Source organism: Moraxella sp. CTOTU47616, assembly GCF_032017465.1.
In the GTDB taxonomy this organism is placed as follows: domain Bacteria; phylum Pseudomonadota; class Gammaproteobacteria; order Pseudomonadales; family Moraxellaceae; genus Faucicola; species Faucicola tetraodonis.
Map to the genome: position 1 here is coordinate 82,214 of NZ_DALZPU010000001.1, position 14,807 is coordinate 97,020.

Sequence of the window (14,807 nt, forward strand, 5' to 3'; positions counted from 1 at the left end):
CTAATACGTGGCTGATTACCTACTATTGATTTCTATTATTCAGGTTTGTCGTTAAGAATTGGCGCATCGGCTTTATCTTCTGCTTTGCCGTCTGCTGAAATCGCTTCATCATCCTCTTCAACCAAGGTTGGTACAGGTTTTGGATGCGCGCCTAAAATCGCTGGGGCATCTGGAGAATGGTCGATTTGTACTTGAGGATGCCAAGCCGGTGAAGCATCGGCATCAATACCTAAGCTACTAATCGCATCTTTGACCAAACGCGCATCAACTTCACCTTCATCTGCCAATAGTTTGAGCGTTGCCACCACAATATGGGCGGCATCCACTTTAAAGTAACTACGTAATTGGCGGCGACTATCAGAACGACCAAAACCATCGGTACCTAAGGTAGCATACGGTCGACTGTCTGGTAGGTAGGCGCGGATTTGCTCAGAGAAAATGCGCATATAGTCGGTGGCGGCGACTACAATCCCTTCATGCTGCGCAAGTTGCTCAGTAACCCAAGGCGTACGCTGTTCATCTAATGGGTGCAGACGATTGTACTCATCACATGCCATGCCCTCACGAGTGAGTTCATTAAAGCTTGTAACACTCCACACGTTGGCATTGATGTTAAATTCTTCAGCTAGAATTTGTGCGGCTTTTTCAACCTCACGTAAGATCACGCCCGAACCCAGCAATTGCACTTGTTTTGAACCATTGTCTTTGAGCAAGTACATGCCTTTTTTGATGCCTTCTTCTACCTCTGTTGGCATAGCTGGTTGCTCGTAGTTTTCATTCATTAAGGTGATATAATAGAAAACCCGTTCACCTTCACCATACATACGGCGCAGACCATCTTGTACAATCACCGCTAGCTCATAACCATAACATGGGTCATAAGTGACACAGTTTGGCACCGTGTTAAATAAAATCAACTGATGACCGTCTTGGTGCTGTAAGCCTTCGCCATTAAGTGTGGTACGACCTGCGGTACCGCCAAGCAAGAAGCCTTGCGCCTGCATATCGCCTGCTGCCCAAACTAAATCACCGACGCGTTGGAAACCAAACATCGAATAATAGATATAAAAAGGAATCATCGGTAACGCATTGGTTGAATAACTGGTCGCTAACGCAATCCAAGCACTCATCGCACCCGCTTCATTAATACCTTCTTCAAGCATGTGACCGTCTTTGGCTTCTTTATAACCCATCAAGGCTTCATGGTCTTCAGGGGTATAATTTTGACCCGATGCCGAGTAGATACCCAATTGGCGGAACATACCTTCAAGACCAAAAGTACGGGCTTCATCAGGAACAATCGGCACCACACGCTCTTGCAGCGCTTTATTTTTTAGCAGTGCCGCTAGCAAGCGTACAAATACCATAGTGGTAGATTGTTCTTTGCCTGCACTACCTTGTAGTAATTTGTCAAAAATCTCTAATCCTGGTACCTCGAGTGGAATATGACCACTACGGCGATTGGGCAAATGTCCGCCCAGTGCTTGACGGCGACCTTTCAGATATTGGATTTCAGCAGAATTTTCATCAGGACGATAAAACGGCAATTCTTCAAGCTGCGTATCGGTAAATGGCAAATCAAAACGGTCACGGAAATATTTTAATGAATCAATTTCGAGTTTTTTGATTTGGTGGGTTTTGTTGACCGCTTGGCTTTGGTTAGATAAGCCATAACCTTTGACGGTTTTAACCAAAATCACCGTCGGCTGACCTTTGGCTTTCATGGCTTCACTAAATGCAGCATACACCTTCATTGGGTCGTGACCACCACGGTCTAAATTTTGGATTTCTTGGTCAGTCCAATCTTTGACCATCTCGGCAAGTTCTGGGTATTTACCAAAGAAATAGTCACGGACAAATTTACCATCACGCGCTTTATAGACTTGGTATTCACCATCGAGGGTCTCAAGCATACGATGTTTGAGCGCGCCCGTATGGTCTTTATCTAGTAGCGTATCCCATTTACCGCCCCAAATAACTTTAATCACCCGCCAGCCTGCACCGCGAAATACGGATTCAAGCTCTTGGATGATTTTACCGTTACCACGTACCGGACCATCTAGGCGCTGTAAGTTACAGTTAATCACCCAAATCAGATTTTCTAGATTCTCGCGACCGGCTAGTGAGATAGCACCTAAGCTCTCTGGCTCATCGGTTTCACCATCGCCCAAGAATGCCCAAATCTTGCGACCTTCTTTTGGAATCAAGCCGCGATTTTCAAGATATTGATGCACATGCGCGTGATAAATTGACATGATTGGGCCTAAACCCATCGACACGGTTGGGAACTGCCAATAGTCAGGCATCAAATAAGGGTGTGGGTAGCTAGATAGCCCTTTGCCCCCTACTTCACGGCGAAAATTTGTTAGCTGCTCTTCAGTCAATCGACCTTCTAAAAATGAGCGAGCATACATCCCTGGCGAACCGTGACCTTGATAATAAATCATATCACCGCCAAAACTTTCACTCGCAGCGCGCCAAAAATGGTTAAAACCTGTTTCGTATAACGTCGCGCTAGAGGCAAAGGTCGCTAAGTGACCGCCTAAGTCGTCGTCATTTTTGTTGGCACGCATCACCATCGCCACCGCATTGTAACGAATGATAGCGCGGATTTTACGCTCTAGAGTTAAATCACCGGGATACGAGGGCTGATCTTCTACAGGAATAGTGTTGATATAAGCGGTGTCAAGACGGTTAACGCGTAACCCTTCTTGCACCGCCTTGTCATAGATGGCTTTTAGTAAAAAAGTGGCACGTTTTTTTCCCACTGACTTGATCACCGAATCAAAGGCGTCAAGCCATTCTTGGGTTTCTTGACTATCAGGGTCTTTAAAATACTGATATTGCATTTTTCGTTCCTTCTGGCAATGGCATCCATCCATGGAAATAACCTAGAATGGAGCTAGGTTGTAAACGACTCAAAGTATTCAACTATTAGACACAAAACATTGTTATAAATAGCGATAGCAATATTTTACATGAAAACAATATTTATGTATTTTTGCTAATTTTTAATAGGTATTTAGCTATGAAATAAAGGTGAAAAAAACAACTGTTTTTTCTGACCGAATAGTAAATTTATCAACAAAGTAAAGCTGTTAACTGTGTTGACAGTCAATCATCAACCCTTATCAACCGCTTTTTGATAAGCTGGGCGAGCTTGACATTTTTTTAACCAATTGTGAATATTGGCGTATTTTGCCTCTAAACTATGGGTTTCTTGCATGGCGTTTATGCCAAATTCAAGCTGTATATCAGCGCCGCTAAATTGGTTGCCAGCAAGCCATTCATTGCTACCCAAATGCTTATCTAGCATTTTGAGCTGTTCGGTTAATGAATGATTCAGATAAGATTTGTCTATCCCTGATTTGAGTAATTTTGCCACTTGCTTGATACCTATCGGTGATTTTTCTATCATGGTAGCAAATATTAGTCGGATAATAAGCAAGGGCATCAACGAGCTTTCGGTAAAATGCAGCCAATATCGATACTGCTCATACGCCTCACTGCCATAATCTGGGCGAAATTTTTTATTCAGCACCAGTTGTGAGATTGGCTGTGCATCTTTCTGGTCGCTTAACTGGTCATAGTTATCAATCAAATACTCAATGATATTGGCCGATTCAATCAGCGTTTTTCCATTATCTTGCAGGATAGGTGCCTTACCCATCGGGTGAATTTTTTGCAAAGACTTGGGTGCCAAACCATGATGGCGTTCGTACTTGGTCAACTGATAAGGCAGTTCTAATTCCTCTAATAGCCAAAGAATTCGGAATGAACGTGATTTTTCAAGGTGATGTAGATGCAGTTTTGACATAGGTATACTCGTCTTTTAATGTAATAAGGTTGTTTGAACAAGATAATTTCAAATTTTATAAGGCTTTAAACTTGCTGGCTGTTGCGAAATTGTAGAATTCATAGAAAAAAAACCAGCTTATTGATTGATAAGCTGGTTTGATAAAACGACGTTATAAATAGCAAGGCTACAAATTAGTCATCTAGCTGTTGTGCATCCGCTTCTAGTAAACCATCTTGCTGCAGCGCGTCAGACAACTCGATGTCTTGCAAATCCCCACTGTCTCGTAAATCAGCGCTGTCTTGCGCGATATTGTCAGCCAATGCTGCCTCTAAACTATCTTCGTCCAGCTCGTCTTCACTACCGCCTTCAACCAAAGCGATGGAAACCAATGATTCATCTTGTGAAATACGAATCAGGGTGACCCCTTGCGCATTACGACCTGTTTGCGCGATTTGCCCGACAGGTGTACGCACCAGCGTGCCGGCATCAGAAATCAGCACAATATCATCAGCATCGGTTACCGCTAACGCCTGCACCAGCTCACCATTACGCGCCGTGGTTTTGATGGCGATAATGCCTTTACCGCCACGACCTTTTACAGGGAAATCAGAGACAGGTGTACGTTTGCCAAAGCCCCGCTCACAAGCACATAAAATCTCGCCCTGCTGTGGGGCAACAACCAACGACACCACACGGCTAACCGCAACGACACTGTCATTGTCTTGGTCATCTTGGCTATCGTCTTCAAGCTCGGTGTCCTCGTCTTCGATACCTTGATTGGCAAGTAGCGTCACCCTCATACCACGTACCCCTTTTGCGGTACGACCCATCGCACGGATTTTACTTTCATTAAAGCGAATGGCTTTACCTTCATTGGAGAATAACATGATGTCTTGCTCGCCATCGGTAATGGCAACGCCAATCAAGTTATCGCCGTCGTTAAGTTCAACAGCGCGAAGTCCGTTGGCACGAAGGTTTTTAAATTGTGACAATTGGACGCGTTTTACCATACCCGATGCGGTTGCAAAGAACACATAGCTATTGTCATTTTGCTTGTCGTCTTCAGTCACAGGCAAGATGGCGGTGACTTTTTCATCGGCATCGAGCGCAATCAAATTGACCATCGGACGGCCACGCGAACCACGGCTGGCAATAGGCACTTCAAACACTTGTAACCCAAACACACGGCCACGATCGGTAAAAATCATCACATTGTTGTGTGTCGATGTGACCACCATATGGTCAATGACGTCGTCTGCCTTCATGGCAGTGGCTGACTTGCCTTTGCCACCGCGTTTTTGGGCGATATAGTCGCTGATAGGCTGGGTTTTGGCATAACCCGTGCGTGAAACAGTCAACACAACGGTCTGTTCAGGAATCAAATCAGCACGGCTAAAGTCACTGCGGCTATCGACGATTTGGGTTTTGCGCGCATCGCCAAAGTCATCACGGATTTGGATTAATTCGTCTTTGATTACTTGCATTAATTGGTCAAAGTTATCCAAGATGCTTTGTAATTGGGCAATGAGTGCCAAGATTTCTTTGAATTCTTGCTGTAGCTTGTCTTGCTCTAGCCCTGTTAAACGGTGCAGCTGCATATCCAAAATAGCATTGACTTGGTCAGGCGATAGACGATAATGTTGGTTGTCATCAATCAGTCCATATGGGGCATTTAGGTCTTCGCCTTCAATCACATCGGGGCGAATCGAATGACTGCCTGCTGCCTCTAACATGGCAATCACGCCACCTGACTGCCAAGTATTGGTCAGTAAGTTATCGCGGGCTTCTTGGCGGTTTGCCGATGCCTTGATAGTGTCAATAATACGATCAATGTTGGCAAGGGCAATCGTTAGCCCTTCTAGCAAATGACCACGCGCCTGCGCTTTTTTGAGCTCATAAATAGTACGGCGAGTGACAACTTCTTGGCGGTGACGCACAAAAGCGGCAATCAAATCACGCAACGTCATGATTTTAGGTTGACCTTCATCTAAGGCAACCATGTTGATACTAAAACTCGATTCTAAAGGCGTTTGGATAAATAGATTGTTAACGATGACTTCCGCGTTTTCACCCCGTCTTAAGTCAATAGCGATACGCATGCCATCTTTATCTGACTCATCACGAATCTCGCTAATGCCTTCAAGTTTTTTATCGCGTACCAATTCTGCGATTTTTTCAATCAGTTTTGCTTTATTGGTTTGATACGGAATTTCAGTAAATACAATACGCTCACGCTCTTTATTGGCGCCCGTTTCACTCATCGGTTCGATGTGATATTTGCCGCGCAAATGCAGGCGACCTTTACCGGTGCGATAAGCATCGACAATGCCTGAGCGGCCATAAATGATACCGCCTGTTGGGAAATCAGGACCGGTGATATGCTGCATAAGCATTTCACCCGAGATGTGCGGATCATCGGCATACGCCAAACACGCATTAATCACTTCGGTCAGATTATGTGGCGCCATATTGGTCGCCATACCCACCGCAATGCCTGTGGCACCATTAACAAGCAAATTTGGAATACGGGCTGGCATGACGCTTGGCATTTGCTCTGAACCATCATAGTTTGGCTCCCAATCCACAGTGTCTTTATCCAAATCACCCAGCATTTGGTGAGTAAGTTTTTGCATGCGCACTTCGGTATAACGCATCGCTGCGGCAGGGTCATCATCCACTGAGCCAAAATTACCTTGACCATCGATGAGCATATAGCGCATTGAGAACGGCTGCGCCAAACGCACAATCGCGTCATACACTGCAGTATCGCCATGTGGGTGGTATTTACCGATAACATCACCGACCACACGCGCCGATTTTTTGTAAGGTTTGTTAAAGTCGTTTGATAATTCATGCATCGCGTATAACACACGGCGATGAACAGGTTTGAGCCCATCACGCACATCAGGTAAAGCACGGGAGACAATTACGCTCATGGCATAGTCGAGATAAGATTGTTTTAATTCATCGACGATGCCAATCGGGCTAACGGAATCGGTGGACATGCACGCTCCTTTTATCAAGCTACTTAAATATACGAGTCATCTTATTTATTTTACTTTTCAAGGCGATAGCTAAGTTAACAACCATGCGTTTAAAAGCAATGCGCAATTTTGACCAAAAGCTGCAAAAAACCCCAATCAAAACTTTTAGAAAAGTAACACAGATGACTTAATATTTTTAGGATAGTAAAAAGGAACAATTATAGCATAAAACGCATGATTTAGCAGTTAACCCACCGCCAAATGTCGACGGTAACATCAAAATATCATGCTTTGACGGGTGTTATTTTACCCCCATGGCAAACTGCCCAAACTTTACCAGTTATTTTTACAAGCTATAAAATAATCGGATTAAATCTGAGGCTCGATATCAAACTGTCTAATGACAAAGCCTGTTGATAAACAGGCTTTGTTAAATTGGAGTCAGTTATATACGTATATGTTTAGTAGATATGACAAATTTAGAACTGGCTAAACAATGTCTGTGCCACACCCATACAATATGGCGTGACTAAACCATGATATTGCATAGCAACGGCTTGTGATGGATTGCCCCCGTTGGCAGCCGCATTTGCCGCAATATTTTGCACTTTGCTAGCAAATCCTGCCTGCATTTTTTCTGACTGAGACTGGATGCTATTATTGTTGACGGTATCAAAACCTAACGTTTGATAAACCGGTTTTTGACGCGTTGCACGATTGGTGACATCAATATCAATAATTCCCAACTTGGTCGCGCTAGTTTTATTAGTATCTGTGTCCCATAGTTTTTTCATTAAACTACTATTGACGTCAAAGAACACCATCGGATCTTGGTTACCACCACACATAATGACAGGCATTGTGGGTAAATAGCCACGCAAGTCATTGGCTTTTAACGCTTTACGTAGGGGATGTTCAGGCAGTGTAGCAGGCACTGGGCTATAGTTGGTATAACCTTGTAAATAAGGCACTGCCCAATCGATATTTTTTTGGGCATCCGCCAAGTACCCTAATCGGTAGTCATTTTTGATTAAATACTGCGTCGTATCAAAGCCAAAGCTAAATGCTGGGTCAGATGGTGATAACGCATCCAGCGTTGAATTGCCCGTTGGCGCTTTTTGAAACATCGCTGAGGCAGGCAATTTACCACTTGAAATGAGCTGCATATCAGTCATGCTGGTGCTAGGTAGTAGCGAGGGGATTTCATCGGCATTGGCTGGCGCGAACATGTCACTGGGTTTGGCATAAATATTGCCATACTGCTCTTGATAGTTGCGAGCCATCAGCGGGACAAAAAACGTCGCACCGAGCATGACTTTGCCACCAAATACCACATCACCAAAGGCTTCCATGGCATAGGGTCCAGAAATTGGCAGCGCCGCTGTCACAGGTTCTTTGAGCGTTTCAAGATAGCGCGTGGTTGCCATGGTGACATAGCCACCTTGGGAATAACCTGTGATAAACAATTTGCCATTGTCAGCGACATTGGTCGCACTGCCGGTGCGGCGTATCACTTCCCTGCCTGCTTTTAACGCATCTGCCATCTCGTGTGACTGCTGCTGTGCATTGAGGTACGGATGATAAGCTAGGCTTGATTTGTCATAACCTGCATAATTGGGTGAGACAACCACATAGCCTTGCCCTGCAAACAAAGCCGCTAACAATGTCGCCGCCGGTCCTGCTTCATTGTTGGCATTACCGACTTCTGCAAAATTATAGGCTTTGGTCGTTGCCGTACCGTGGGCATTGAGTACAATGGGTCGATTGCCGCTACAGCTTGCATCCGTGCCTGTTGGAATAAACACAGCACCCGTCGCATCGGTCTTATTACCTTTGACATCGACGGTATCATATTGCATGTATTCTACACGCACACCGCACTTGGGCGTAGCTGCAACTTTGCTAAAATCGGGGTCTGTGGTATTAAATAACTGGGTTAAGGCGCTGGCGGTGAGATTTTTGGTCGTTAATGGATCTTTGATTAAATTACCTGTGGGCAGTGAAGCAACGCCTGTTTTGGCAGGTGGCGTTGTAGTGGAATCATTATCGCTACCACAAGCGGCTAAGGTTGATGCCAAACACACGGAGATAAAAATTTTGGTTAGGTTAAAAGCAGGGTGGATTAAATCAGACTGACGGTGCATCTCATACTCCTTATGAGGAAATTAATGGTTCATATCCTTGAACAACGCATCATGTTACCCAAAAAAAACGGGCATGAAAACGATACGCTCATCATGCCAGTTTTTATACTATTTGAACATCCGTTTCTAAAAAAAATTACTACTGAAACAAAAAAACCTAAAGTAGCTCTAAACAGGTTTGCGTTTAAGCTTGCTCCAAACCGCAGTTACTGGGCCCGATAAGGCGTAAATCACGCTAATCGCCAGCAGTCCTGCAGGAATATTATACAGCACGATACCGAGCGCAAACACAATCAAAATCAATGCCACAAACGGGACACGCTTTTTATCAAACTCTTTAAAGCTATAGTATTTTAAATTACTCACCATCAAAAAGCCCGCAATCACTACCCAAATGGCTGCCAAAATTTGAAAAGCGGGACTGGTCGCCGGCAATTCAACTTGCCAATCCATATGCACCATCACAAACGTCGTGACTAAAATAGCGGCTAACGGACTTGCTACCCCGACAAAGTATTTTTTATCAACAACACCAATTTGTACATTGAAACGCGCCAGTCTCAACGCGGCACAGGCAGCATACACAAAGGCGCAAGCGATACCAATACGCCCCAACGGCTCTAACGCATAATGATAAATCAATAACGCAGGCGCAAGTCCAAACGCGATGCAGTCGGCTAGCGAGTCTAGCTGCTCGCCAAAGGGACTTTGTGCATTGAACAGCCTTGCAGCCCGACCATCTAATCCATCTAGCAATGCCGAGATAAAAATCGCCACACAGGCACGCATATAATGCCCTTCTCCCAACGCGCTTTGGGTAATCGAATAAAATGCCGCAAGCAGCGACAATAGCGTAAATGAATTGGGAATTAAATAAACGCCTTTTTGCGCAATCGTTTTGTCAGCGACACGCGCATTTTCAATGACTTCAAAGGTGAGCCCATCATAGTCATCGGTTTCTGCCAATTCACGGTTTCGCTGATGCTCAAGCTGAATTGGATTGATATCCTTAGTGTGCTGTTGCGGCTGTTGCGGCTGTTGTAATGCGTCGATGGGCGTCTTGATAAGGGTTGGTTGGTTATTATTATCGTTATTCATTGATTATCCTTGCAGGTTGTCTCTTGCAGGTCGTCTATAATAAATTTTCTGTTGCTAGGTGCATCGAGCTCGGTAAAAAATTGCAAAATTTGGCGGGTTTGATGACCAGTTAACCCGCCAAGTGTGAATTATTCGCCAACCAACCATTGTACTTTGGTGCGCTGCTCCACACTCATTTGTGGGCTTTCAGGATGCTGCAAAATTGGCTGTAGATATTGCAAAATTTCTTCTGCTTTAGCATCAAATTGCCACGGTGGATTAATCACCAACATACCCGTCCCATTTAAGCCCATCGGCAAATCGGGTGGGAAAATATTCAGCTCAAGCACCAACTGACGACGGATTTCGGTGCGTTTCATTTTTTTATAAAACAGCTCAACCGCGTCGTTGTTTTTGATGGGGTACCAAAGAGCCAACACCCCGGTTGACCATTTTTTATGCGCTTTTACCAATAAATCTACCAATGCGCTAAAATCACGGTGTTCCTGTTCAAAGGGGGGGTCGATTAAAATCAACCCGCGTTTTTCTTGCGGTGGTAGTACCGCCAAAATCCCTTCATAGGCATTGCGATGTTGCACGCCAATGGGCAATTGGTGCAGTTGGTAGTTGAGCGCATCAAACTCGCTTGCTTTCCATTCAAACGCTTCGGCGCGATTGTTAATCTCTGGGTGAGCGTCTTGTTGTTTTTCGATGTGATGGGCAATAAACCAAGGCGAACCTGGATACACATGCTTATCGTAGAATTTTTTGGCGTAGCCAATATCTTGTAAATAGGTTTGCACCGCCTGTGACGCTTGACTGTTATCTTGCGCTAGCAGTTTGGTAATACCATGGATGGCTTCACCAGTTTTTTTGGCTTCATCACTGGCCAGTGAATACAAACCGCGCCCACCATACGCATCCAAAATATAATAAGGTTTTGGCTTGGCGCTCATCATCTCAAGTAATTGGAGTAATAAAACGTGTTTTACCACATCAGCGAAGTTGCCCGCGTGGTAGCTGTGTTGATAATTCATAATAAATTTTTCGTAAACAAATTAGCAGGTATGGTAGCATAGCTATCAAAAATTGGCGAAGTTTTTGCTAGAAGTTTTTGCTAAAAATTGCCCAGTTAAATGTTTAAACAATAGTGGAGGAAACATAGCGCATATGCCAGAGTTGAATTTTATCCTGCCCAATTGGTTTGAAAAAATAAATGACGCACAGCTTGACGGTTTGGTTAATGACGGGTTTATCGTGCTAGATGACTGTTTTGACGTCAAATTTTTTCAGGCGTTACAAAAAGAGAGTGGCTTGATTGATTACCAAGCCGCCAATTTGACGCAGGGTGAGCGAATCACTAGCATTCGCGGGGATAGCACGCGCTGGATTGATGAGCACTGTCCGATTGGTATGCAGTATCTACAAGCGATTAATGAGCTCGCGCAATTTTTTAATCAAACCTTATACACCGGCATTCGCCGTAGTGAAGCCCATTATGCCCGCTACCCTGCAGGTTTTGGTTATCAGTGGCATTCAGACAATCCGCAAGGGCGTGATGAACGTGTGTTATCGGCGGTTTTTTATCTCAATGAGGGTTGGGGCGTGCACGATGGCGGTGAAATTGTCGTCATCGATCAGCATGAAACACAACAACAATTACAGCCCCAAGGTAACAGATTGGTGATTTTTAACAGTAACTTAGTCCATCAAGTCGCAATTACCCATCGTGAACGCTTCTCCATTGCCACTTGGATGAGAAAAGATGGGCTAATTAGCCAGCAATAAACTTGCCGCAATCCCCCACATCACAATCCCGATAAGGATATCAAGAATTTTCCAAGACAGTGGTTTGGCAAATAGCGGCTGCAGCACACGCGCACCATAACCCAAACTAAAAAAGAAGATAAACGAAGATAAAATTGCACCCAACGCAAACGCCAGTTTATCGGTAACCTGTGATGCAATCGTCCCAAGCAAAATCACCGTATCTAAATACACATGGGGATTAAGCCAAGTAAATGCCAAGCACATGGCAATCACTTGTTTTAAATTACCAACGTCTTCACCCTGCGCCACGAGCGATTGGTCTGATTGATAAGCCGCAATAAAACTTCTAGCACCATACACAATTAAAAACAACGCCCCTGCGTATTTTGCGATGGTGATAATCAGCGGGAATTGCGAAATCAGCTTGCCAAAACCAAACACGCCACCCGTAATCAATACCGCATCAGATAATGCGCAAATCAAACACACGATAAACACAAATTGTTGTTTTAGCCCTTGTTTCAGCACAAATGCATTCTGCGCCCCAATCGCCAAAATTAACGAAAAGCACACGCTCATGCCCATTAAAAAAGTAGAGATATTCATCGGTATCACACGTCCCCAGTAACATTCGCAAAAAACACAAAAAAGCACAATAAGAAAAAAGCATAGCGAGAAAAAAAGCGTATTGTAGCCAAAATCCTGAGCGATTGCGAACAATGCGACCCGCTAAGGCGCTAATTTATGCTAATATGCAGCGCAAATAAGCGAGCTTTTTGAGAGATTTTAAGGAAACGACAATGACTGATTATGCCAGTAATGCCACTGATTTAGACCACCTTCAAGCGCAAACCTTAGCACTAAGTTTACAGCTGATGCGCGAGCCATCAGTGACGCCAACTGACCTTGACTGTCAAAATATACTGGCTGAGCGGCTTAACCACCTTGGGTTTGATTGTGAATTTTTATACTTTGGTGAAAAAGGTGCAACAGGACGCGAAGCAGAAGTCAAAAATTTATGGGCAATTCGTCAAGGTCGTGGGCAGGCGCAGGCGCCCGTATTATGTTTTGCAGGACATACCGATGTCGTGCCCACGGGCGATGTCAGCCAATGGACTTATCCGCCATTTGAGCCTACTATCAAAGATGGCATACTGTATGGGCGTGGTGCTGCAGACATGAAAACAGCGATTGCGGCATTTACTGTCGCTGTTGAAAATTTTGTCGCCAAGCACCCCAATCATCACGGCTCAATTGCCTTCTTAATCACCGCTGACGAAGAAGGTCCTTCGGTCAACGGTACAATCAAAGTGGTAGAAACATTGCAATCGCGCAACCAACCCATAACCTATTGCTTGATTGGCGAACCCTCTAGCACTCACACCTTGGGCGATATCATCAAAAATGGTCGCCGTGGCTCGCTTGGCGCCGTTGTGACAGTCACTGGCAAACAAGGTCATGTTGCCTACCCGCATTTGGCAGTGAACCCTATTCATTATGCCTTGCCAGCCCTATCCGAGCTTTGTAGCCAAACTTGGGACAATGGCAATGCGTATTTTCCCGCCACCACCCTGCAAATCTCCAACCTTAATGCAGGCACTGGGGCTAACAATGTGATTCCTGCAACTTTAAGCGCTGAGTTTAATTTTCGTTTTTCAACTGAGACCAACGATGAGAAACTTAAAGCGACCACCCATGCGATTTTTGACAAGCATTTTCAAGACGGTGCAGCCAGTTATCACATCAATTGGAAATTATCAGGCAACCCATTTTTGACGCCGCAAGGCAACCTCGTCGGCGCCTGTCAATCCGCGATTAAAGCCGTGACAGGGACAGATACAGAGCTGTCAACCACAGGCGGCACTTCAGATGGTCGTTTTATCGCAACGCTGAATGTTGACAATAGGTCGCCTGAAGTGGTTGAGCTTGGCGTGCGTAATGCAACCATCCACCAAATTGATGAGTGTGTAGCAGTTGAAGACTTGGGCAAACTTGCCGCAATTTATGAGCAAATATTACAAAACTTACTGTTAAACTAAATACTGTTAACCTACATATGGCATGCTAACAGCCCAGTGATACGGCTAATTTTGCTGGGGTTGGCAATCTTCGTGAGGTTGGCAAATGATTATTTACCCAAGTCAATGACATCAAAAAATGTTATTTTTGGCTGACGCATTAAGCAAACGTGGGTAATTTTTCATGGGTAAATTAATTTAGCTACTGCTCATTAACAATCTAGTATGAAGAAGAATCTAGCATTCAGCTTAATCTAGTTCGTCTAGCCAAGCCATTTGAATCGCTTCTAGTTGTTTTTCGGTCGATTTGGTTGGGTCATCGCCAAATTCTTCCAACTGCGTCACATACCGATGCAAATCGGTAAAACGAATATATTGCACGTCTTCATCAGGGTATTTTTCAGAAAGTTGAATGGCAATTTCTAACGTGTCGTTCCATTTGAGGGACATATTTTTTCTCCAGTTATTTGATGGGGGTGAGTTTTTTGATTTCGTTAAGATTGTCTTGCCAAGTTTTGATGACAGGATGAGCTTGTTCATCTTGCTGTACAATGACGCTGGTCGGTTGCACTTGCCCATCCAACATCAATACAATTTTGGTCAGTGCCACCACATTTAAGTCATTTTTCACCCAAAACTCGTGGCGAAAATACAGGTATTTTTTATCCCAAGCCAATAATTGACTGCGAAGCGCCAATTTATCAAACAAAAAGCTTTCTTTGATATAAGTTAATTGTTGCGATGCAATCACCCAACCTAGCTTGTCCGTTGGACGTTGCTGCATCAGCCACTGCTGGATATTGAGCTCAATAAAGCTTAAGTAGCGATAATTAGGCACATGGTGACGAAACCCCATATCATGTGGCAAAATCCGATAGTAGCGGATGATCGCATCGCTATAGCTTGGTTTGGATGACTTTGCTTTATCGGATTTTAGCATCAAACATAAGATAAGGTAACGAAGTAATAAATTCATGAATTTTCCTTGTGATATCCGCCTGATTATAGCAAATAA

At 44.3% G+C, this 14,807-nt stretch carries 11 protein-coding genes; 2 read left to right on the top strand and 9 right to left on the bottom strand.

Annotation, left to right across the window (positions count from 1 at the left end; all coding sequences use genetic code 11):
* Positions 1 to 35: 35 nt before the first annotated feature.
* From aceE to RTS10_RS00335, 6 genes are all read right to left on the bottom strand, one after another.
* The gene (gene aceE, locus RTS10_RS00310; protein ID WP_312538688.1) at positions 36 to 2,849 is read right to left on the bottom strand and encodes a pyruvate dehydrogenase (acetyl-transferring), homodimeric type; all 2,814 of its coding nucleotides are present in this window, start codon (positions 2,847 to 2,849) and stop codon (positions 36 to 38) included.
* A 272-nt stretch (positions 2,850 to 3,121) separates the two neighbouring features.
* Entirely contained in the window at positions 3,122 to 3,817 is a 696-nt protein-coding gene (locus RTS10_RS00315; protein ID WP_312538690.1) for a glutathione S-transferase, read from the bottom strand.
* Positions 3,818 to 3,990: 173 nt separating this feature from the next.
* The gene (gyrA, locus tag RTS10_RS00320) at positions 3,991 to 6,804 is read right to left on the bottom strand and encodes a DNA gyrase subunit A (protein WP_312538691.1); all 2,814 of its coding nucleotides are present in this window, start codon (positions 6,802 to 6,804) and stop codon (positions 3,991 to 3,993) included.
* A 458-nt stretch (positions 6,805 to 7,262) separates the two neighbouring features.
* Positions 7,263 to 8,927, bottom strand: a complete 1,665-nt coding sequence (locus RTS10_RS00325; RefSeq protein ID WP_312538692.1) for an alpha/beta hydrolase family protein — start codon at positions 8,925 to 8,927, stop codon at positions 7,263 to 7,265.
* A 168-nt stretch (positions 8,928 to 9,095) separates the two neighbouring features.
* Positions 9,096 to 10,025: a CDP-diacylglycerol--serine O-phosphatidyltransferase gene (gene pssA / locus RTS10_RS00330; RefSeq protein WP_312538693.1), complete on the bottom strand. Its 930-nt coding sequence runs from the start codon at positions 10,023 to 10,025 to the stop codon at positions 9,096 to 9,098.
* Positions 10,026 to 10,153: 128 nt separating this feature from the next.
* Positions 10,154 to 11,041: a 23S rRNA (adenine(2030)-N(6))-methyltransferase RlmJ gene (locus RTS10_RS00335; protein WP_076776193.1), complete on the bottom strand. Its 888-nt coding sequence runs from the start codon at positions 11,039 to 11,041 to the stop codon at positions 10,154 to 10,156.
* Between the two features lie 133 nt (positions 11,042 to 11,174).
* Here RTS10_RS00335 and RTS10_RS00340 point away from each other — a divergent pair, with 133 nt between their 5' ends.
* Positions 11,175 to 11,792, top strand: coding sequence for a 2OG-Fe(II) oxygenase (locus RTS10_RS00340; RefSeq protein ID WP_159770231.1), 618 nt, complete (start codon positions 11,175 to 11,177; stop codon positions 11,790 to 11,792).
* Here the strand turns inward: RTS10_RS00340 and RTS10_RS00345 are convergent.
* Positions 11,775 to 12,389 (bottom strand): LysE/ArgO family amino acid transporter, encoded by a 615-nt coding sequence (locus RTS10_RS00345; RefSeq protein WP_409455563.1) that lies wholly within the window; start codon positions 12,387 to 12,389, stop codon positions 11,775 to 11,777. The two genes, RTS10_RS00340 and RTS10_RS00345, sit on opposite strands and share 18 nt — an antisense overlap.
* Positions 12,390 to 12,574: 185 nt before the next feature.
* Here RTS10_RS00345 and dapE point away from each other — a divergent pair, with 185 nt between their 5' ends.
* Positions 12,575 to 13,813, top strand: a complete 1,239-nt coding sequence (dapE, locus tag RTS10_RS00350) for a succinyl-diaminopimelate desuccinylase (RefSeq protein ID WP_312538695.1) — start codon at positions 12,575 to 12,577, stop codon at positions 13,811 to 13,813.
* 228 nt (positions 13,814 to 14,041) lie between these two features.
* Here dapE and iscX read toward each other — a convergent pair whose 3' ends face one another.
* Together iscX and RTS10_RS00360 are read right to left on the bottom strand one after the other, a co-directional pair.
* Positions 14,042 to 14,242: a Fe-S cluster assembly protein IscX gene (iscX, locus tag RTS10_RS00355; protein ID WP_007116656.1), complete on the bottom strand. Its 201-nt coding sequence runs from the start codon at positions 14,240 to 14,242 to the stop codon at positions 14,042 to 14,044.
* A gap of 13 nt (positions 14,243 to 14,255) precedes the next feature.
* Entirely contained in the window at positions 14,256 to 14,768 is a 513-nt protein-coding gene (locus RTS10_RS00360) for an acyl-CoA thioesterase (protein WP_203171874.1), read from the bottom strand.
* Positions 14,769 to 14,807 lie beyond the last annotated feature (39 nt).

Bases quoted from the DNA above. Each gene is read 5' to 3' on its own strand.
- RTS10_RS00340 (WP_159770231.1), top strand. From the start codon at position 11,175: ATGCCAGAGTTGAATTTTATCCTGCCCAATTGGTTTGAAAAAATAAAT.
- RTS10_RS00325 (WP_312538692.1), bottom strand. From the start codon at position 8,927: ATGCACCGTCAGTCTGATTTAATCCACCCTGCTTTTAACCTAACCAAA.
- aceE (WP_312538688.1), bottom strand. From the start codon at position 2,849: ATGCAATATCAGTATTTTAAAGACCCTGATAGTCAAGAAACCCAAGAA.
- RTS10_RS00315 (WP_312538690.1), bottom strand. From the start codon at position 3,817: ATGTCAAAACTGCATCTACATCACCTTGAAAAATCACGTTCATTCCGA.
- RTS10_RS00360 (WP_203171874.1), bottom strand. From the start codon at position 14,768: ATGAATTTATTACTTCGTTACCTTATCTTATGTTTGATGCTAAAATCC.
- iscX (WP_007116656.1), bottom strand. From the start codon at position 14,242: ATGTCCCTCAAATGGAACGACACGTTAGAAATTGCCATTCAACTTTCT.
- dapE (WP_312538695.1), top strand. From the start codon at position 12,575: ATGACTGATTATGCCAGTAATGCCACTGATTTAGACCACCTTCAAGCG.
- gyrA (WP_312538691.1), bottom strand. From the start codon at position 6,804: ATGTCCACCGATTCCGTTAGCCCGATTGGCATCGTCGATGAATTAAAA.
- pssA (WP_312538693.1), bottom strand. From the start codon at position 10,025: ATGAATAACGATAATAATAACCAACCAACCCTTATCAAGACGCCCATC.
- RTS10_RS00335 (WP_076776193.1), bottom strand. From the start codon at position 11,041: ATGAATTATCAACACAGCTACCACGCGGGCAACTTCGCTGATGTGGTA.